General features: G+C 71.6%; 18 protein-coding genes, 1 tRNA gene and 1 pseudogene. 14 read left to right on the top strand and 6 right to left on the bottom strand.

Annotated features, from left to right (window positions below; genetic code table 11):
- Nucleotides 1-80: 80 nt before the first annotated feature.
- The 3 genes from ACZ6SQ_RS19435 to ACZ6SQ_RS19425 all read left to right on the top strand — a co-directional run bounded on the left by ACZ6SQ_RS19435 (nt 81) and on the right by ACZ6SQ_RS19425 (nt 4,922).
- Nucleotides 81-4,010 carry an NACHT and WD repeat domain-containing protein gene (locus ACZ6SQ_RS19435; RefSeq protein WP_469563401.1) on the top strand — a complete coding sequence of 1,310 codons (3,930 nt, stop codon included), beginning with the start codon at nt 81-83 and terminating at the stop codon, nt 4,008-4,010.
- Between the two features lie 242 nt (nt 4,011-4,252).
- Nucleotides 4,253-4,666, top strand: a complete 414-nt coding sequence (locus ACZ6SQ_RS19430; RefSeq protein ID WP_469563396.1) for a hypothetical protein — start codon at nt 4,253-4,255, stop codon at nt 4,664-4,666.
- Nucleotides 4,667-4,733: 67 nt separating this feature from the next.
- On the top strand, nt 4,734-4,922 hold the full coding sequence (locus ACZ6SQ_RS19425) for a ferredoxin (RefSeq protein WP_389324282.1): 189 nt from the start codon (nt 4,734-4,736) through the stop codon (nt 4,920-4,922).
- A 41-nt stretch (nt 4,923-4,963) separates the two neighbouring features.
- Here ACZ6SQ_RS19425 and ACZ6SQ_RS19420 read toward each other — a convergent pair whose 3' ends face one another.
- Nucleotides 4,964-5,725 (bottom strand): glycosyltransferase family 2 protein, encoded by a 762-nt coding sequence (locus tag ACZ6SQ_RS19420; RefSeq protein WP_469563393.1) that lies wholly within the window; start codon nt 5,723-5,725, stop codon nt 4,964-4,966.
- 662 nt (nt 5,726-6,387) lie between these two features.
- Nucleotides 6,388-6,930 carry a DUF6344 domain-containing protein gene (locus tag ACZ6SQ_RS19415; RefSeq protein ID WP_469563390.1) on the bottom strand — a complete coding sequence of 181 codons (543 nt, stop codon included), beginning with the start codon at nt 6,928-6,930 and terminating at the stop codon, nt 6,388-6,390.
- 360 nt (nt 6,931-7,290) lie between these two features.
- Between ACZ6SQ_RS19415 and ACZ6SQ_RS19410 the strand changes: the two genes are divergently transcribed.
- Together ACZ6SQ_RS19410 and ACZ6SQ_RS19405 are read left to right on the top strand one after the other, a co-directional pair.
- Entirely contained in the window at nt 7,291-7,419 is a 129-nt protein-coding gene (locus tag ACZ6SQ_RS19410) for a DLW-39 family protein (RefSeq protein WP_003999697.1), read from the top strand.
- Nucleotides 7,420-7,640: 221 nt separating this feature from the next.
- Nucleotides 7,641-8,924, top strand: a complete 1,284-nt coding sequence (locus ACZ6SQ_RS19405) for a hypothetical protein (RefSeq protein WP_469563595.1) — start codon at nt 7,641-7,643, stop codon at nt 8,922-8,924.
- Between the two features lie 89 nt (nt 8,925-9,013).
- Here the strand turns inward: ACZ6SQ_RS19405 and ACZ6SQ_RS19400 are convergent, their stop codons facing one another.
- Both ACZ6SQ_RS19400 and ACZ6SQ_RS19395 read right to left on the bottom strand, forming a co-directional pair.
- On the bottom strand, nt 9,014-10,660 hold the full coding sequence (locus ACZ6SQ_RS19400; RefSeq protein ID WP_469563387.1) for a serine/threonine-protein kinase: 1,647 nt from the start codon (nt 10,658-10,660) through the stop codon (nt 9,014-9,016).
- 246 nt (nt 10,661-10,906) lie between these two features.
- Complete coding sequence (locus ACZ6SQ_RS19395; protein ID WP_389324297.1) at nt 10,907-11,455, bottom strand: helix-turn-helix domain-containing protein; 549 nt, start codon at nt 11,453-11,455, stop codon at nt 10,907-10,909.
- 181 nt (nt 11,456-11,636) lie between these two features.
- Here ACZ6SQ_RS19395 and ACZ6SQ_RS19390 point away from each other — a divergent pair.
- Nucleotides 11,637-11,709, top strand: a tRNA-Ala gene (locus tag ACZ6SQ_RS19390).
- 214 nt (nt 11,710-11,923) lie between these two features.
- Here the strand turns inward: ACZ6SQ_RS19390 and ACZ6SQ_RS19385 are convergent.
- A complete protein-coding gene (locus tag ACZ6SQ_RS19385; protein ID WP_469563384.1) occupies nt 11,924-12,673 on the bottom strand; it encodes a DUF5324 family protein in 750 nt (249 codons plus the stop codon).
- Nucleotides 12,674-12,946: 273 nt separating this feature from the next.
- On the opposite strand from ACZ6SQ_RS19385, the gene ACZ6SQ_RS19380 reads away from it, so the two are divergent.
- A complete protein-coding gene (locus ACZ6SQ_RS19380; RefSeq protein WP_386377918.1) occupies nt 12,947-13,474 on the top strand; it encodes a peptidylprolyl isomerase in 528 nt (175 codons plus the stop codon).
- A gap of 161 nt (nt 13,475-13,635) precedes the next feature.
- Nucleotides 13,636-14,514 carry a rhomboid family intramembrane serine protease gene (locus tag ACZ6SQ_RS19375; protein ID WP_469563379.1) on the top strand — a complete coding sequence of 293 codons (879 nt, stop codon included), beginning with the start codon at nt 13,636-13,638 and terminating at the stop codon, nt 14,512-14,514.
- 268 nt (nt 14,515-14,782) lie between these two features.
- Here the strand turns inward: ACZ6SQ_RS19375 and crgA are convergent, their stop codons facing one another.
- Nucleotides 14,783-15,037 carry a cell division protein CrgA gene (crgA, locus tag ACZ6SQ_RS19370; protein ID WP_389324309.1) on the bottom strand — a complete coding sequence of 85 codons (255 nt, stop codon included), beginning with the start codon at nt 15,035-15,037 and terminating at the stop codon, nt 14,783-14,785.
- 140 nt (nt 15,038-15,177) lie between these two features.
- On the opposite strand from crgA, the gene ACZ6SQ_RS19365 reads away from it, so the two are divergent.
- The 6 genes and pseudogenes from ACZ6SQ_RS19365 to ACZ6SQ_RS19340 all read left to right on the top strand — a co-directional run bounded on the left by ACZ6SQ_RS19365 (nt 15,178) and on the right by ACZ6SQ_RS19340 (nt 19,305).
- Complete coding sequence (locus tag ACZ6SQ_RS19365) at nt 15,178-15,957, top strand: DUF881 domain-containing protein (RefSeq protein WP_469563376.1); 780 nt, start codon at nt 15,178-15,180, stop codon at nt 15,955-15,957.
- A gap of 19 nt (nt 15,958-15,976) precedes the next feature.
- A complete protein-coding gene (locus ACZ6SQ_RS19360) occupies nt 15,977-16,645 on the top strand; it encodes a class E sortase (RefSeq protein WP_469563373.1) in 669 nt (222 codons plus the stop codon).
- Between the two features lie 15 nt (nt 16,646-16,660).
- Nucleotides 16,661-16,859: pseudogene (locus ACZ6SQ_RS19355) on the top strand (hypothetical protein).
- Nucleotides 16,856-17,494 (top strand): aminodeoxychorismate/anthranilate synthase component II, encoded by a 639-nt coding sequence (locus ACZ6SQ_RS19350; protein WP_469563370.1) that lies wholly within the window; start codon nt 16,856-16,858, stop codon nt 17,492-17,494. The pseudogene ACZ6SQ_RS19355 and the gene ACZ6SQ_RS19350 overlap by 4 nt, the downstream one beginning before the upstream one ends.
- Complete coding sequence (locus tag ACZ6SQ_RS19345) at nt 17,425-18,516, top strand: class E sortase (RefSeq protein ID WP_469563368.1); 1,092 nt, start codon at nt 17,425-17,427, stop codon at nt 18,514-18,516. Before ACZ6SQ_RS19350 ends, ACZ6SQ_RS19345 begins: the two co-directional genes overlap by 70 nt.
- Nucleotides 18,517-18,552: 36 nt before the next feature.
- The gene (locus ACZ6SQ_RS19340) at nt 18,553-19,305 is read left to right on the top strand and encodes a class E sortase (protein WP_469563365.1); all 753 of its coding nucleotides are present in this window, start codon (nt 18,553-18,555) and stop codon (nt 19,303-19,305) included.
- Nucleotides 19,306-19,317: the final 12 nt, after the last annotated feature.

The raw sequence follows: 19,317 nt of genomic DNA, 5'->3' as shown, positions 1-19,317 counted from the left end.
CGGAACGGGGTTTTGTCGCAGGTCAGCCGTATAGAGTGAGTTTTCCGGTCCGGACGTCCAGACGCGGAGGGAAGCCAGGGGTGGACACCTTGAGTGGCGACTCAGGGGCGCGCACAGCCCTCGCCGAGCGTCTCGCCCTGCTCTACCGGGAGGCCGGCAATCCGCCGCTCAAGCGGGTGTCCGAGGCCGTCGCGCGCCTGCAGCGGGTCGACGAACGGGGGCGCCCGGTACGGGTCTCCGCCCAGCGGATCAGCGACTGGCGGCGCGCCCGGAACGTGCCCGCCCAGTTCGCCGCCCTCGCCGCCGTGCTGCACGTCCTGATACCCCAGGCGCGGCGCCTCAGGCCCACCCCCGTCTCTCCCGGCCTGTACGAACTGACGCAGTGGCAGCGGCTGTGGGAGCGCGCGCTGGCCGGTCCGGCCGCGCCCGCCGAGGAACCGGAGCCCCAGCAGGAGCAGCCCGTCTCCGGGGTGTGTCCCTACCGGGGGCTCGCGTCCTACCGGCGGCAGGACGCCCGCTGGTTCTTCGGCCGGGAGCGCAGCACCGCCGCGCTGGTCGCCCAGTTGCGCGAGGTGGCGGACGGCGGCGGCCTGGTGATGCTCGTCGGTGCCTCGGGGGCGGGCAAGTCCTCGCTGCTGAGCGCCGGACTCGTGCCCCTGCTGCGGGAGGACGCCGAGAACGCGCGCGAGGTCCTCCAGTTCGTGCCGGGCGCCGATCCACTGGCCGAACTGACCCGCCGCGTACCCGGGCTCGCCGACGTGCCGGAGCCGGACACCGAGGGCTTCGCCGAGGCCGTGCACCGGGCGGTGGCCGCGTGGGCCGGACCCGGTGAGCGGCCCGTCGTCATCGTGGACCAGTTCGAGGAGGCCTTCACCCTCTGCTCCGACGACCGCGTGCGGCGAACCTTCGTGCAGACCCTGCACGCCGCGGCCTCCCCCGGCCCCTCCGGCGGGACGGCGCCCGTCCTGGTCGTGCTGGGCATACGCGCCGACTTCTACGAGCAGTGCCTGCGGTATCCGGAGCTGGCCGACGCCCTTCAGCACCGGCACATGGTGCTCGGCCCGCTGACCACCGCCGAGCTGCGGGAGGCGGTCACGGGACCGGCGAAGGCGGTCGGACTGGAACTCGAACCCGGCCTCGCGGAGCTGATCGTCCGTGAGGTGAGCGCCGACGGCCCGCGCGGCGCGCACGACGCGGGCGTCCTGCCGCTGCTGTCGCACGCCCTGCTCGCCACCTGGCAGCGCCGCAAGGGCGGCAGGCTCACCCTGGCCGGCTACCGGGCGGCGGGCGGTATCCAGGGCGCGGTCGCCGCGACCGCCGAGCGGGCCTGGTCGGGGCTCGACCCGGCGGCCCGTACGGCGGCCCGGCTGCTGCTGCTCCGGCTCGTCCGGCTGGGCGAGGACACCCAGGCCACCCGCCGCCGCGGCACCCGGCGCCAGCTCGCCCAGGAGTCCACCGACCCGGGCAAGACCGAGGAGTCCCTCGAGGCGCTGGTCCGCGCCCGGCTGGTGACGCTGGACGCCGAGACCGTGGAGATCACCCACGAGGCGCTGCTGCACGCCTGGCCCCGGCTGCGCGACTGGATCGACGAGGACCGCACCGGCAACCTGCTGCGTCAGCGCCTGGAGGAGGACGGCAGGGCCTGGGAGGACTCCCGGCGCGACACCGCCCTGCTCTACCGCGGCTCACGGCTCGAGCAGGCCCACGGCTGGGCGAAGTCGTCCGGGGACACGCTGCTGACCCGCAGCGCGGTGGAGTTCCTGGCCGCCTCGGTACGGCTGCGCCGGCGCACGGTGTGGATCAGCCGGACCGCGGTGGCGGCGCTGCTCGTCCTCGCCGTCGTCGCGGTGGGCTCGGCGATCGTGGCCTGGCAGCAGCGCGACGACGCCGTGTTCGAGCACGTCCTGGCCGAGGCCGACCGCGTGCAGTACACCGACCCGTCGTTGTCCGCCCAGTTGGACCTGGTCGCCCACCGGCTGCGCCCCGGCGACGAGGGCACCGTCAACCGGCTGGTCTCCATCGTCAACGCCCCCCTCGCCACCCCGCTGGAGGGCCACAAGGGCGCCGTCTACCTGACCAGCTGGCGCTCCGACGGCCGTGTGCTCGCCACCGCCAGCTACGACCGGACCGTCCGCCTGTGGGACACCGCCGACCCGACCCGCCCGAAGCCCCTGGGCAAGCCGCTCACCGGGCACACCAGCTGGGTGAGCACGGCCGTGTTCGCCCCCGGCGGAGACGTCCTCGCCAGCGCGGCGGACGACGGCACCATCCGGATGTGGGACGTACGCGACCCCGCCCGCCCCCAGCCGCTGGGCTCGCCCGTGACCGGCCACGACGGCACGATCTACCTGCTCGCCTTCAGCCCCGACGGACGCACCCTGGCCGCCGCCACCGAGGACCGGGCCGTCCGTCTGTGGGATCTCGCCGACCCGGCCCGGCCGAAGCCGCTCGGCACGGTCACCGGGCACACCGAGGCGGTCCGCGCCCTCGCCTTCAGCCCGGACGGCCGTACGCTCGCCACCGGCGGCGACGACGACACCGTACGGCTGTGGGACATGGCCGACCGGCGGCGGCCCGAGGCGCTCGGCGGGCCGCTGACCGGGCACCGGGGGACCGTGCACTCGGTGGCGTTCAGCCCGGACGGGCGCACGCTCGCCTCCGGCAGCGGGGACGACACCGTCCAGTTGTGGGACGTTCCGGGAGCCAAGGCCCTCGGCGCGCCCCTGACCGGTCACACCGGGCCCGTGTGGTCGGTGGCGTTCAGCCCGGACGGGACGATGCTCGCGGCGGGCAGCGCGGACTCCACGGCGAGCCTGTGGAACGTGCGCAACCCTGCCTTCCCCTCGCAGGTCGGCGAGCCGCTCGCGGGCAGCAGCGGCGAGATGTACGCGGTGGGGTTCCGCCCCGACGGACGGACCCTGGCGACCGGAAGCGGCGACAGCAGGGTGCGGCTGTGGTCGATCCCCACCTCGGACATGATCGGCAGGATCGGCGCCTTCCGGCCGGACGGGCGGGTGCTGGCCACGTCCTCGCGCGACGAACGCGTACGGCTGTGGGACGTACGCCGGGCCGGGCGGCCCGTTCTGCTCGGTGAGCCGTTCCTGCCCGCCCGGGGCGACGCGCAGTCCCTCGCCTTCTCGCCCGACGGCCGGGTGCTGGCGGTGATCACCGGCAGCAGTGCCGTACAGCTCTGGGACGTCTCCGACCCCTCCCACCCGGTGCCGCACGGTCGCCCGCTCGCGCTGCACACCCGGTTCGCCGGGCCCGGCACGCTGGCCTTCAGCCCGGACGGCCGGACCCTCGCGACCGCCTACGAGGACCGCTCCCTGCGCCTGTGGGACGTCTCCGACCCGGCCCGTCCGCGCCCCTTCGGCGCACCCCTGACCGGGCACACCGGCTACGTCAACGCGCTCGTCTTCAGCCCCGACGGACGGGTGCTCGCCAGCGGTGGCGCCGACGGCGCGATCCGGCTGTGGCGGGTCGCCGAGCCGCGCCGGGCCGCCCAGCTGGGGAAGCCGCTGACCGGGCACTCAGGGCCGGTGAACGCCCTCGCCTACAGCCCCGACGGGCACACGCTGGCCGCGGGCAGCGACGACAACACCGTAAGGCTGTGGAACATCGCAGACCCGCTGCGGGCGGGCGCGCTGTCCGCCCTCAAGGGGCACAGCGAGGCCATCGTGTCGCTCACCTTCAGCCCGGACGGCCTGACCCTCGCCTCCGGCGGCAACGACGACACGGTCCGGCTCTGGGACGTGGCCGACCCGTCCGACGCCTCGGCGATCGGTCAGTCGATGAGCCCCAACGCCCGGACCGGCACCTTCCTGGCCTTCAGCCCTGGCAGCCACCTGCTGGGGGTCTCCAGCGGCACCGACACCGTGCGCCTGTGGGACCTCGACGTCGACACGGCCGTCCAGCGGATCTGCGCGGTCACGCGCGGGGTGCTGACGCCGGACCGATGGCGGGAGTACCTGCCGCGGCTGTCCTACGAGTCGCCCTGCGGGGAGCGGTGAGGCGCGTCATTGACAGCCTTGTTAGGGTTGTTGTCAGCCCGGTCGCTGGTGCATCCCCCGTCGCCAGCGATCGGGCCTTTTGCGTCCCGCGGCGAACGGAGCCGTCCATGGGACTGTGCATCTGAGGGCTCGTCAGTTACCTTCCGGGCAGTGCGGTCGGTGCCGTGCTTCTCGCGAAGGGGTGTGCCATGCCGATGCGTCCCCGCAGTCCGCAGCCCCCGGGTACGCCCCGGTGGGTTGCGATGTTCCACCGGCCCTCCGACGGTTCCTGGGCCGTGGGCGCCGAGTCGCCGTACCGGGCGCCCGTGCTCTACGCCGCCGGCCAGATGACCCAGACGCTCCGGGCCCGCGGTGACGAGGCCGCCGTGGAGCTGTGGGGCCCGGTGAGCGGAGAGTGGCGGAGGTTCACCGCGGAGGTGAAGACCCCGGCCGCGCCGGAAGCTCCCGAGGGCGACGCCGAGCCGTTGTTTCACGTGAAACATGTGGAGCGGATGGGCGACCGCCGTCAGCAGGTCCTGATGGCGGGGCTGGGCGGCGCGGGCCTGTACGACCTCACGCCTGAGGACCAGTCGGCCGTCGAGGCGCTCGTGGACCGGCTGGACGAGTCCACACTGCGGAGGGTCGCGCAGTGGCTGGCACTCGCCGGTGGCCGCTGAGCGCCGGTTCGCCGACCCAGGGCCTGGGCAGTCACCCCTCGTGGCCGTCCCAGGATCAGGAGCGCGCATGAAGGTGTCCATCGACCCGGAGCTCTGCTACGGCTCCAACGACTGCGCGTACCGGGTGCCTGCGGTGTTCACGGTCTCCGACGGCCTCGGTGCCGTGCTGCCGGGCCAGGAGGGCGCGGGGGAGGATCCGTCGGTGCGGGATGCCGCCGAGAAGTGCCCTTCACAGGCGATACGCATCGAGGGGTGAGCTCCCTGCCGGGGTGTGAGCTGCCCCGTGGAGGGGTGGGCCTACTCCGGTCGCCGCCAGCCCAGGTCCGTCAGGGCCAGCGCCCTCGCCTCCGCGACAGCCGCGCGGGCGGCCCGCTCGGCAGGGTCCACATGGGCCTCCTGGCCGGTCGCCTGACCGTCCCACTTGCGGTAGAGCAGTCCCACCTCGGCGGAGAACCACCCGCGGCTCACCGCGTCCAGAGCGAGCAGCAGGCCGGTGTCCTCCGAGGCGGGCAACGCCATCCAGCCGCCGAGCGCGAGCAACAGATCCCGTCGTACGCAGAGCGTGGCCGGGTGGACCGGGGCGCGGAAGTCGTGGGACTTCCAGTGGGCGAGGACCGTGCCGGGCGTGATCGGGCCCGGCTCGGGGTCGCCGGGGAAGCCCACGGTCGAGCCGTCGGGCAGGACGTCCAGGGCGCGCGAGGTGGCCCAGCCGATCGTGCGGTCGGCCTCCAGCGCGGCGAGGTCGCGGGCGAGCGCGCCCGGTGCGAGCCGGTCGTCGGCGTCGAGGACCTTCACATAGCTGCCGTCCGCGTGCGCCAGCGCGAGCGTGCGGGCCACACCGGGCCCGCCGGGGCGTCCCGGGCGGCCCTGGCGGAAGGTCACCCGGGGGTCGTCGGGCACATGCAGGGCGACGGTGTCCGTCCTGCCGTCCTCCTGGACCAGCCAGTGCCACTCCCAGCCCTGTGGCAGCTCCTGGGCGCACAGCGAGTCGTAGGCGTCCGGGAGGAAGCGGGCGGAGGGTGCGTGGACAGCGGTGAGGACGGTGACATGCCGGTTCACGGCGGCCTTCACCACCTTTCCGGATAGGTGGTGAACGCCGTCTCCGTACGGTTGCGGGGCAGGGTGACGCGGGAGAGGTCCACCGGGCGGTCATGGGCGGCTCGTCATGATCAGCCTACGGTTCCGGGAAGGACGTGCCGAGGGCGCCTCCCCGTTGAGAGGCGTTCCCTGCGTGGGGAGTTGGGCCGGAAGGTAGAGAACTGGTGCTCTGTGACCGCATGTTGCTCGACACTTGGCTTGCGCCCCGCTCTCTTCGCCTGAGAGCAGGGGCAGTTACGTCGAGCGGGCGCGGATGCGCTTGAAGGCCCGGACGCCGAAGGGTGCGGCCGGGCCTGCCCATGGGGGTGTGGTGCGCGGAGTCGTGCGCAGGGGCCGTACGCGCATGGCGTGCATGCGTGACGTACGCGGATGTCCTGCGTGATTCCGGTAGCCGTGACGGCATGGGCGCGTCACGGTGAGCGCGTCGTACTGATGGGCCGGGAGCGTGCCTCTGGGGGAGCGGTGGTGCTTCGATCTGCGGGGCCGGGCTGCCTGGGAAGGGGTGCGGCTTCGTTTCGGGGAGGCGGTGCTGCTTCTTTGCGTGAGGCGGGCATCCGGGGATGCCGTCCGGCTTCGTCCGGGGGGTGATCCTGCGAGGCAGGGCGTCTGCGGGGCCACGGCGGTCAGCGCTGGAGCGGGATCGTGGCGGTGACGGTGCCCTGGTGGCTGACGGTGGGGCCGGCGGGGCTGTCGGTACGGCCGATGGTGCGGCTGAGCGGGGAACCGCTGGTGGTGCCGGCCGCGGAGCCGCTGGAGTTGCCGACGGCGGAGCCGGGGGTGTTGCCGGCCGCGGAGCCGCCGTTCCGGCCGTCGGTGTGGCTGTCGGACTCTGGGCCAGTGGCGCAGGAATCGGTCTGCGGTGCGTCGGCTTCCTCGGTGTCCGTGAGCGGGAGGGTGCGGCAGCCCGGAGTCTTGCCATGGGCCTCGGCGCGGATGCGCTGCTTCATCGTGGGAGGCAGTGACCTGGCTTGGGACCAGGCCGCCCAGAGCGACATCGCCGCCGACGCCGCGAGCGGGGCGTCGGTGTTGCGGGCGCCCTCGTTCTGCGGTACTGACGCGGCCGAGGCCGTACCGGCGGTGGTGGTGACGAGACCGAGCGCCGTGCACAGCGCGAGGAAGGCGGTGACGAAGGCGGTCCACAGCTGCATGACCTTGTTCCGGGCCATGACACCTCACTTTCGGGTTGGGCGATTTGCGTACTTTCCTCATGATGTGTATGCGGGCTGCGAAGTGGTGGACCGACGCCCGGGGCGCGTCGATCGTCAGATGAACACCACCCGGATGGGCGCAGCGGCCCCGGAAAAGGCCTGGGAATGCCCGGGCTCGGATCGGAAGGTCAGTGGACGGGATGAAATGTCACGGTCCGTGGAGGTGTGATCACCCTCAGATCGCAATGGTGTCCGGCCGTCTACTGCGCTGTCCCGGAACGGAGTTGAGGCCCGGACACAGGTCACCGATCGATATCGGTCGGTGTGTATAGTCGGGCGCCAGAGGTCCCCTACGTCAACGAAAGACGAGGTCGCGCGGTGAAGAAGCTTCTCCTGGTCGCACTGGCCGCCATCGGCGGGCTCCTCGTGTACCGCCAGATCCAGGCGGATCGCGCCGAGCAGGATCTGTGGACGGAGGCGACCGACTCCGTGCCCACGGGTTCCTGAGTCCCAGAATTCAAGATTCCGAACAGACCCCGGCCGCCTGTGCGGTCGGGGTTTTGTGTGTCCGGGGCGCGCGGCAGGATGGGCCCCTGGCCGACGAGGAGGGGTGGCACGCGATGGGGCGGCGTACGGGCTGGTGGCCGACGAGGGCGGAACACGGCCGGCTCCCGGCAAGCGCACTCCCCCGCACGTTCTCGGCGGCACGCGCGCGCGTGGCCGCGTCGATGGTGTGCGTGGCCGCCGCTCTCGGCGCGCTGACCGGGACGTACGCGCAACCCGCCGCCGCGGCCGGGACCCCGGACGGCTACGCCTTCGCCGACGACGCCCTCCCCGTCACGGCGGCGCAGAGCACCACGGGCGCCGAGCGCCTGCGGCTGGGCGGCACCTACCGCAGCAGCGTGGCGGTCGCCACGCAGGCGTACTACCGCCTCGACCTCGACGCCGCCGCCGACGCCTATGTCGCGGCCACGGTGGTCCCGCCGCCGGGCACCTCCGTCACCACGCTCGACGGGATCAAGGTGTCGGTCCAGGACGTCGACGGCGGCGTCTGCGACCAGGACACCGAGACCTTCGGCAGCGTCCGCAGCGCCCGCCCGCTCACCGCGTGGGCCGTGCGGGAACTGACCTCCCGCCGCTCACGCTGCCAGGAGGCGGGGACGTACTACGTGGTCGTCGAGGCGGTGAAGTCCGACGACGAGGTGTTCGCGCCGGAGGAGTGGGAGCTGGAGCTGGTCACCGTGTCGGAGCCGAAGCTCGAGCGGTCCGGGGCCACCGAGGCGCCCGACTCCTGGAACTCCGCCCCGCCCTCCGGTCTGACCGGCGACCCCAGTCCCCGTACCGGCGGCGCGGGCTTCACACAGGCCACCCGCCTCGGCCAGGGCGTCTGGGAGGACGAGGTCCGGCCCGGACAGACCCTCTTCTACGAGGTGCCCCTGGGCTGGGGACAGCAGCTGTACGCCACCGCCGAACTGGGCAGCTCGCCCGGTGGGTCCGGTGCCACGGCCGGCGCTCTCGACCTGACCCTCTACAACCCGGTGCGCGGTCCGGTCGAGGACGAACGCGTCGGCTACTACGGGCGGCAGCAGTCCGCCGAACTGGACCCGCTGCCGCCGGTGGCCCACGAGAACCGGTTCGCCGTGTCCGACCGGATCAGCGGCATGCGGTTCGCGGGTTCGTACTACCTCGTCGTGCATCTCGCCGACCAGGTGGCAGAACGTTTCGGCGACGAGGCTCTCGGCCTCACCCTGCGCGTGCGCGTCGAGGGTGTGCCGCGCTCGGGGCCGGACTACGCGGGGGAGTCGGAGCCGAAGGGGCTGTTCGAGGCCGAGGGGGCGAGCGGGCTGCCCTCGCTGCCCGGGGGCGGTGGGTCGGGGACGGACACGGCCCGCGAGGCGACCGACGACGACACGGCGATGACGGCCCTCGCGGTGGGCGGCCTCGGCGGCGGCACCGCTCTGCTGGCGGGGCTGGGGATCTGGACGGTTGCGGCGCGGCGGCGGGCGGGGTAGGGCGCGTTCCGGGCGTCGCGCGGCTCGCGAAGCCGTCCAGATGTGTCAGCCGTCCAGATGCGTCCTGCCGTTCAGGTCTGCCGAACCGCTCAGATCCGCGTCAGCGCCCAGAAGCCCACGGCGTAGCAGACCAGCGCGAGCAGCAGGACCGGGACGGTCACGGCCGGGGGCGGCCCCGGGCGCCTACGGCGACGGCGGCGGTGCTGGCCGTCGCCGCGGGGAGCGGGGGCGGCCGCGGGCCGCGGATCCTCCTGCGCGGGAGTGGGCACCCGCGAGTCCCGAGCGGTGTACGAAGCAGTGGAGGCATCGCTGAGCGGCTGAGGGGCGAACGGGGCATGAGCGGGTTGGTGGGGCGTCCGCAAGGAGGGCGCCTCGGCGGGGAGGGGCGGGGCCGGGGGAGCCTGTGGGAGCTGATCCTCGCCGTGTATCCGCTGGTGACGGGGGTGGATGCCGGACGGCATGGGGGCCGGGGGACTGGTCGGTGCCTGCGGCCGGTGCTGGGCCGGGTCCGAGGGCTGAGGGAAGGGTTGCGGCCGGGAAGCCGTCACGGGAGGCGGCAGATGGAAGCTTCCCGTGTCCGACATGGAGACCTGAGCGGCGGACCCGCTGTCGTGAGAGCCGGAGGGCCGACCAGGGTCCGCCGACGGCCCACTGCCGGGCCGACCGGAGTCCGGCACCGACCCCAGGCCCTGACGGGGATCCCTCGGCACAGAGCCGGTGGAGCCGGTTGAGCCGGTGCCGCTCCCGCTCACAGGAGGAGCGGCCGGGGAAGCAGGGGGAGAACCGGCGGCGAGGCCGGCCCGGACCGTCGTCCCCGACGTGTCTCCCGACGGCTCCTCCACACCCGGCGCCCGCTTGAGCGGTCCAGTGGCTCCGAACCCCGAGGGCAGCGGCCCCAGTTGGTCGAAGATCTCGATCAGTTCGTCGTCGACTCCCGGCTCCGGCAGCAGCTCGGTCGCGGAGGCGAGTGCCTTGCGGGCTCCGTTGGCGGTGCGGAAGCGCGCCTGCGGGTCCGGCTGCAGCAGGGTCGCCACGATCTGCCACAGCGGCTCGGGAATGCCCTTGGGGGCGCCGGGTGTGCCATGGGCCGTGAAGTAGTCGACGAGGGCCTTGGTGTCCGGCTTGGCGCCCTCCAGGAGGTACAGCGCGACCAGGCCGACGGCGAACAGGTCGGACGGGAAGTCCGGCTCCGCGCCCAGGAGTTGTTCGGGGGCGAGATAACCGGGCGTGCCCACCACGAGGTTGGTCTCGGTCAGGCGTGGCTCGCCCAGCCGCATGGCGATGCCGAAGTCGGACAGCCGTAGCCGGGGGCGCCCGGTTCCGGTGGCCTCCAGCAGCAGGTTGGCGGGCTTGATGTCGCGGTGCACCACGCCCTCGGCGTGCACGGCGGCCAGGCCGGAGAGGAGCTGGTCGAGCAGCAGGGCGACGAAGGAGGGCGGCAGGGGGCCGTAGTCCCCGACGAGGCGGACCAGCGACCCTCCGGCGACCAGGTCCATCGTGAACAGGACCTTGTCGTCGTCGGCGGCCCAGCTGGCGGGAGCGAGGACATGGGGGTGATCGATCCGCAGCGCCTGCTCGCGGACGAACCGCAGCAGCGAGTGGGCATCGCGCTGCTGGAGCACCTTGGCGGCCACGTACCGGCGCCGACGATGGTCCCAGGCGCGCCAGACGGCGCCGACGCCTCCGCGTCCGATCGGGTCGGCCAGTTCGTACCGGCCGGCGAACACCTCACCCATCGCTGTGCGCTGCTCCTCCCCCTGCGCAGGACGTCCGCCCAGGCCCCCGAGATCCCTCGCTCCCCTTACTCCCCCGGCACTGCGCCGGTACTCCCCCGCGACCCGACCTCGTGGTCCGACCTCGTGGTCCGACCCCGTAGTCGGACCTCGTCGTCCGGGGCCGTCCTACCCGACGGCCCTCCGAAGCCGCCCTACCCGACGGCTGCGGGCCCGGCCGCCGCCCCCACGGCGCGCCGGGCCGGACGGTCAGTTCTGGTGGGACTGGTAGTGGGCGACGGCGTCGGAGGTGCGGCCGGCGCCGTAGACGCGGAGGAACTCGGCGAGCTCGGGGTGGGTGGGCGCGAGGGAGTCGGCGGCGTCGATGATGTCACCGGCGGCGGCGACGGAACGCAGCAGCGACTGGATCTCCCGGACGACGCGCTTGACGGTCGGGGCACCCGAAGTGCTGGTCGCCTGCGTCACGTTGCTCAGCACGGAGCCCCCTTGCGACTTCTTGATCTCGTCCATCCGCTCGGTGGCCTCGGCGGCGCTGACACTGCCGTCGGCGACCTGCGCGGCCAGCTCCTGGAGCAGCTGAACGCGCTGGACGACGGCAGGGTTGCCGATCTTCGCCCGCTGACCGCTCATCAGCTGCGACAGCATCGGTGCCGAGAGTCCCAGTACCCCCGCGAGACGAGCCTGGTTGAGCCCAAGATCGTCGATGAGCTTACGGAAGAGCGCCCCCAGCGGCTCCCCGTACCAGTTCCGCTGCAGTTCCCGCGCTCTCGCGGTGGCTTCCTGCTGTGCGGCGTCCATTGCGTCTCCCCATCGCTTCCCCAAGAACCGCGGTTCGCTGTAGCGAACCACGGTTGAGCATCTTACGGAGAGTGGTCGGCCACAGGGAGCCCCAATCTTTTTGCGAGATCCCGGGGGTGACCCGGTACTCTGGTCTGCGGCGCCTGCCGGTGCGAACGACTTCCGGCGGGGCGCTTGTCGCGGGGCCTTAGCTCAGTTGGTAGAGCGCTGTCTTTGCATGGCAGATGTCAGGGGTTCGACTCCCCTAGGCTCCACCCCGTACAACCCCTTCCACCTGCGGAAACGCGGTGGGAGGGGTTGTTTTTTCGTCCCCGGGCGACAAGTGCTTCGTCTCCGGGCACGAAGTGCGGGGCGGTGCGCGGCAGTTCCACGTGAGGCGGTTTCGGGCGAGGGTTCCACCCCCGGGAAACGGCGGAGCCGCCCGCGATGTCCCGCGGGCGGCTCACCGGCCGGTCGTTCCTCGGGGGCTCAGCGCCCGTCCTCCCGCTCGGCGGCCTCTTCCTCGGCCTCCTTGGCCTGGACCTCCGGGTCGAGGACGTCGCTGCCGTCCACGGACGTCAGGGGGCCGGACTCGGGGACCTCGGTCGCGGCGGGGGGCTCCACCAGCCAGTCCGGGTTGGACTGCTTGTCCCACCACTTCCAGGCGGCGAAGGCGGTACCCGCCAGCAGGCCGGTCACGGCGAGGAACTTCACCACGCGGCGGCCGCGGGCCCGGCGCTCGTGGTGCCGGATGACCTTGCGGATGTCCTCGGGCGTGACCTGGCCGCGCAGGGCGGCCAGCGTGGCGACGCCCCGGGCGGCCGCCTCGTCCCTCACGGGTCCGGCCGCGGCCACGGCCTGCTCGATCATCGGCCGGGAGTACTCGGCGGCCTGACGCGAGTACTCCGCGGCGTACTCGGCGGCCTGACGCGAGTACTCCGCGGCCTGCCGGGCGGCCACGCGCGCGCGTGCCGCCGCGTCCTGCGCGGCCAGGTCGACCTTGGGCGGCACATGGGTACGGGCTTCCGCGATACGGGGCGCGAGATGGGACTCGTACTGCACACGTGCCTGCTCGGCGGCCAGGGCGACCTTCGGCGCGATGCGTACGCGCGCCTCCTGCGCGTAGTGCGAGGCCCTCTCCTTGGCGGTGTCGGCGTAGGGCGCCACCACTTCCGCGGCGTGCAGCACGCTGTCCTTCGCCGAGCCGGTCGCGGCGCGCACGCTGTCGATGCGGGTCACGGGATCCTCCTCCTCGGTGGCGATACGTTAATTCGACTTTCCACCCTTTTACGGATCATGCCTGCTGGAGCGTCCTGCGGCATGTAGGGGCGGGCATTTGGGTTCCGATGAACATGATCGATCCCAACAAGGGACGAATGTGAGGCAACGGGGGCTTGTCGTCGACAATGCCACGGATTGCCCCGTCCCGCTGCGGAACACCGGGGGCGGGCGACGGACGGCGCCCGGCGTGCGAGGATCGGGGGGTCACAGAAAGACAACGGAAGGCAGATCGTGGCCGAGCAGCTCTACGCCACCCTCAAGACCAACCACGGCGACATCGAGATCCGGCTGTTCCCGGACCACGCGCCGCAGACGGTCAAGAACTTCGTCGAGCTCGCCCAGGGCGAGCGGGAGTGGGTCAACCCGGCCACCGGCGCGAAGTCCACGGACAGGCTCTACGACGGCACGGTCTTCCACCGCGTCATCAGCGGCTTCATGATCCAGGGCGGTGACCCGCTGGGCAACGGCACGGGCGGCCCGGGCTACCAGTTCGGGGACGAGTTCCACCCGGACCTGCGCTTCGACAAGCCGTACCTGCTGGCCATGGCCAACGCCGGCCCGGGCACCAACGGCTCGCAGTTCTTCATCACCGTCTCCCCGACGGCCTGGCTGACCCGCAAGCACACCATCTTCGGTGAGGTCACCGACGCGGCGAGCCAGAAGATCGTGGACGCCATCGCGGGCACCCAGACCAACCCGCGCACCGACCGCCCGCTGAACGACGTGGTCATCGAGTCGGTCGTGGTCGAGAAGCGCTAGGGCCTGCCCGGCGGACCCGAAGCCGGCCGGTGCCGGGCCCGTCGGGTCCGGCACCGGCCGCAGGGAACCATCGGCCCCGCTCGTCCGTAGGGATGGGCGGGGCTACTTTTACGACCTCAGACGACGACTCACGACCTCAGACGACGACCGAGGTGACATCGATGGAGCAGCAGGTGCCGGACGCGCAGCCCGTCCCGGTGTGCTATCGCCACCCGGACCGCGAGACCGGCGTGCGCTGCACCCGCTGCGATCGCCCCATCTGCCCCGAGTGCATGATCAGCGCCTCGGTGGGCTTCCAGTGCCCCGACTGTGTGCGGGGGACCGACGGGAGCGGCCCCGCCTCGCGGGCGACGGCTCCGCGCACGATCGCCGGCGCCACGATGGTGGGCGACACCCGCCTGGTCACCAAGATCCTGATCGGGATCAATCTCGCGGTCTTCATCGCGGTCCAGGTGTCGGACGAGCTGCTGGCGAGGCTGGTCCTGATCGGGTCCTGGCCGCCCGCCCCCTGGATGCCGACGGAGGGCGTCGCGGAGGGCGAGTGGTACCGGCTGCTGACCTCGGCGTTCACCCACCAGGACTTCTGGCACATCGGCTTCAACCTGCTGAACCTGTGGCTGCTGGGCAGCCAGGTGGAGGCGACCCTGGGCCGGGCCCGCTATCTCACGCTCTATCTGGTCTCCGGGCTCGCGGGCAGCACCGTCGCCTATCTGCTGGAGTCGCCGACCACGGCGACGCTGGGAGCCTCCGGTGCCGTCTTCGGCCTGTTCGGCGCCTACGGCGTCCTGATGCGCAGACAGAACTACGATCTGCGTCCGATGGTGCTGCTGCTGGCGATCAGCATGATCTTCGCCTTCAGTCCCGGCTCGAACATCTCCTGGCAGGCACATCTCGGTGGTCTGGTGGCCGGCGTCGTGATCACCTACGCGATGGTGCACGCCCCGCGGGAGCGGCGGGCGCTCGTGCAGTACGGGACCTGTGGGCTGGTGCTTGGCGTGATCGTCCTCGCCACCCTTTTGAGGACGCTCCAGCTCACCTGAGCGGCCTGTTGTCCACAGCCTGTCGCGGATCTTGTGCACAGTGTGCGGGAACAACTGTGCCCCCTGTAGCTGACCCGTGTTTCCGCAGGTCAGACAGGGGGCAAACAGGTTTTCGAGCCAACGATGACGCCGGTAGTTCCGTCACACCGGCGTCAACCTCGGAGAGGTTATCCACAGATCGTCTTTCTTTTCCCCAGCATGTGGACAGGTGCTGTGGATAACTCAGTGGATAGCCGTGGGCAGAGCTGCGTTCAGCCCCGCGCCGCCGTCACTTCCACTGGGTGGAGACGCCGAATCCGGCCGCGATGAACCCGAAGCCGACCACGATGTTCCAGTTGTCCAGGCTGTCGATCGGCAGCGAACCGTCGGTCACGTAGAAGACGACGATCCAGGCCAGGCCGATGAGGAACATGGCCAGCATGACCGGCGCGACCCAGGCGCGGTTGGTGAGCTTGATGGCCTGCGCCTGCTTGGAGGGCGGCGGCGTGTAATCGGCCTTCTTGCGGATACGTGACTTCGGCACGAGGGTCTCTCCTGTCGATGCGCTGCGTGGCCGCGCAGGGTTTGGGTCGGGCTCGGGGCAGCGTACAAGGGGACACTGAGTGCTCCCCCGGGCGTCAGTTAGCGTAGTGCTTCCGTGGCGCCTAAGGAGATAAGGGTACGTTGAGCAATTCTGCCGACTCCCCCCAGCCGGGATCCAGTCCCGACCGCCGAGGACGATTCCGTCCCGCGCGGGTGCTCACGGTCGCCGTCTTCGCGCTCGCGGGCCTCATTTTCTTCACCAGCTTCAATACGGCCAAGGGCACCAATATCCGCACGGACACGTCCCTGCTGAAGCTCTCCGACCTCATCCAGGAACGCAGCCACAAGAACGGCGAACTGGACGAGGCGAACGCCACCCTGCGCGACCGGGTCGACGCCCTCGCCGACGCCGACGACGGCAGCACCGAGGCCGAGGACGCCCGGCTCGCCGCCCTGGAGAAGAGCGCGGGCACCCAGAAGCTCAAGGGCGAGGCGATCACCGTCACCCTGAACGACGCCCCGCCGGACGCCACCGCGAAGCTCCCCGGCTACCCCGAGCCGCAGCCCGACTACCTGGTCATCCACCAGCAGGACCTCCAGGCGGTGGTGAACGCCCTCTGGCAGGGCGGGGCCAAGGGCATCAAGGTCATGGACCAGCGGCTGATCTCCACCAGCGCCGTGCGCTGCGTCGGCAACACCCTGATCCTCCAGGGCCGCGTCTACTCGCCGCCGTACAAGATCACGGCCGTGGGGGACCCGGAGAAGCTCCAGAAGGCGCTCGGCGCCAGCCCGGCGATCCAGAACTACATGGTGTACGTCAACGTCTACGGCCTCGGCTGGAAAGTGGAGGAGAACGGGACGGTGACTCTGCCGGGTTACTCGGGCACAGTGGATCTGCACTACGCCAAGCCCGTGGAGTGACTCCCCTCTGGAGGCGCCGGTGCGCGTCGTCGTGAGGACCGTCAGCGAGCTGTGCATCACCGCCGGCACCGTGATCGTTCTCTTCGTCGTCCACGTGCTGTTCTGGACCGGAGTACGGGCCGACGCCGCCATGGACGAGCAGATCGACCGGCTCCAGGAGCAGTGGGCCCGTGAGCCCGCGCACCCCGCCGGGAGCATCCCGGCCCCGAAGCCGTACGTGAACGGCCGCCCTTTCGCGATCATGTACATCCCCCGGCTCGGTTTCACGTGGAACAAGCCGGTCCTGGAGGGCACCTCCACCGAGACCCTGAAGAAGGGCCTCGGCCACTACGCGGCCACCACCCGGCTCGGCGGCAGGGGCAACTTCGCCGTCGCCGGGCACCGCCGCACCTACGGCGACCCGTTCAAGGACTTCCCCCGGCTGCGGCCCGGCGACGCGGTGGTCCTGACCGACGGGACGACCTGGTTCACGTACCGCGTCGACAAGGGGCCGTACCGCACACTCCCCACGGACGTGGCGGTCGTCGACCCGGTCCCGCGCAGTTCCGGCTACACCCGGCCCGGCCGCTACCTCACCCTCACCACCTGCGACCCCGAGTGGGGCCACAGCCACCGGCTGATCGTCTGGGCCCATCTCGACCGCACCGAGCCTGTGGACAACGGCGAACCGGAAGCCCTCCGCCGTTAATCTGGTGCGGGCGGCGTGAGTCAGGTGCCGTGGTACGGACGTAAGGGGCGGCATGTACGGCTGGATCTGGCGGCATCTGCCGGGCAACGCATGGGTGAGGGCGCTGATCTCGCTCGTGCTGGTGCTCGCGGTCGTCTACGTCCTGTTCCAGTACGTCTTCCCGTGGGCGGAACCGCTGCTTCCCTTCAACGATGTGACGGTGGACAACCAGTGAGCGCGCGCATTCTCGTCGTCGACAACTACGACAGCTTCGTCTTCAACCTCGTGCAGTACCTGTACCAGCTCGGCGCCGAGTGCGAAGTGCTGCGCAACGACGAGGTGTCCACCGCGCACGCCCAAGACGGCTTCGACGGCGTGCTCCTCTCGCCCGGCCCCGGCGCCCCCGAGCAGGCCGGCGTCTGCATCGAGATGGTCCGCCACTGTGCGGCCACCGGCGTCCCCGTCTTCGGCGTCTGCCTGGGCATGCAGTCGATGCAGGTGGCCTACGGCGGTGTCGTGGACCGGGCGCCCGAGCTGCTGCACGGCAAGACCTCGCCGGTCGAGCACGAGGGCAAGGGCGTCTTCGCCGGACTGCCCTCGCCCTTCACCGCGACCCGCTACCACTCGCTCGCCGCCGAACCCGCCACGGTCCCGGCCGAGCTGGAGGTCACGGCCCGCACCCACGACGGCATCGTCATGGGCCTGCGCCACCGGGAACTCCCGGTCGAGGGCGTGCAGTTCCATCCCGAGTCGGTGCTCACCGAGCACGGCCACCGGATGCTGGCCAACTGGCTGGTGGAATGCGGCGACCAGGGCGCGGTGGCACGGTCCGCGGGGCTCGCCCCGGTGGTGGGCAGGGCCACGGCGTGACCTCGGACTGGTACGGCTCGGAGGGGTACGCGACGGCGCAGGAGCCGTACGCGCCGTACCCGTCCGACGAGTCGTACCGGACGCCGTACGAACCGCCCTACGAGCCGCCGGCCGACGACGAGACCGTTGCGCTGCGGATACCCGGCGAATCCATGACGGCTCCTCTGCGGGCCTCGGAGACGGGTGGGGCGTCAGAACCTCCGACCGGGGGGCGAGCGGCCCGCAGAAAGGCCGCCAAGCGTCGCCAGGGGCGCCACGGAGGCAACACCCGCCCCTCCGGCACCGAGGAGGCGGCTCCCGGCCGGCCGATGTCCCGGGTGGAGGCACGCCGGCTCGCGCGGTCCCGCAAGCCCGGCCCGGCGGTGGTCGTCAGCCGGGTGGTCGGCGAGCTGTTCATCACCACCGGCGTGCTGATGCTGCTCTTCGTCACCTACCAGCTCTGGTGGACGAACGTCCGCGCCCACGCGCAGGCCGGTGACGAGGCCAGCGACCTCCAGCGGGACTGGGAGAACGGCAAACGCAACCCCGGCGTCTTCGAGCCCGGCCAGGGCTTCGCGATCCTGCGCATCCCCAGGCTGGACGTGGTGGTGCCGATCGCCGAGGGCGTCGACAACAAGAAGGTCCTCGACAAGGGCATGGTCGGCCACTACGGCGAGGGCGATCTGAAGACGGCGATGCCGGAGGCGAAGACCGGCAACTTCGGTCTGGCCGGACACCGCAACACCCATGGAGAACCGTTCCGGTACATCAACCGGCTGGAGCCCGGCGACCCGATCGTGGTCGAGACCCAGGACACCTACTACGTCTACAAGATGGCCTCGATCCTGCCGGTCACCCCGCCCAGCAACGTCAGCGTCCTCGACCCGGTCCCGCCGGGCTCCGGTTTCACCGCTCCGGGGCGCTACATCACCCTCACGACATGCACGCCGGAGTTCACCAGCAAGTACCGGATGATCGTCTGGGGCAAGATGGTCGAGGAACGGCCGCGCAGCAAGGGCAAACCCGATGCGCTCGTCAGATAGGTCGTCGGCCGGGCGTCAGTCGAGGGCGGGAGAACAGTGGCAGCGACCACCGAAGGCACCGAAGAGCACACCGGGACCGACCGTCCGGACCATGTCCCGGCCCCCCGCCGCGGGCCCGGTCCGATCGCCACGGCGGTCAGCGTCTTCGGTGAACTCCTCATCACCGCGGGCCTGATCCTCGGTCTGTTCGTCGTCTACTCGCTGTGGTGGACCAACGTCCTGGCCGACCGCAAGGCGGGCCGCGAGGGCGACAGGGTCCGCGACCACTGGGCCCAGGACGCCGGCCCCGGCGCCCTGGACACCAAGGACGGCATCGGCTTCCTCCACGTCCCCGCGATGGGCGGGGGCGAGATCCTGGTCAAGAAGGGCACCGCCGCGCAGCTCCTCAACGACGGGGTGGCCGGCTACTACACCGACCCCGTCAAGGCGACCCTCCCCACCTCCGGCCGCAACGGCAACTTCTCCCTCGCCGCCCACCGCGACGGCCACGGCGCCAAGTTCCACAAGATCGACCGGCTGCACGAGGGCGACCCGATCGTCTTCGAGACCAAGGACAAGTGGTACGTCTACAAGGTCTACGCGACCCTCCCCGAGACCTCGAAGTACAACGTCGCGGTCCTCGGCGCCGTCCCCCAGGAGTCCGGCAGGAAGAAGGCCGGCAAGTACATCACCCTGACGACCTGCACCCCCGTCTACACCAGCCGCTACCGGTACGTGGTGTGGGGCGAACTGGTCCGCGTCCAGAAGGTCGACAGCGAGCGCACCCCGCCCAGGGAACTGCTCGGCTGATTCCCGAGAGCA

This window comes from Streptomyces sp. NPDC048600 (genome assembly GCF_055587025.1).
This window is presented reverse-complemented; position numbering and strand designations above follow the sequence as displayed.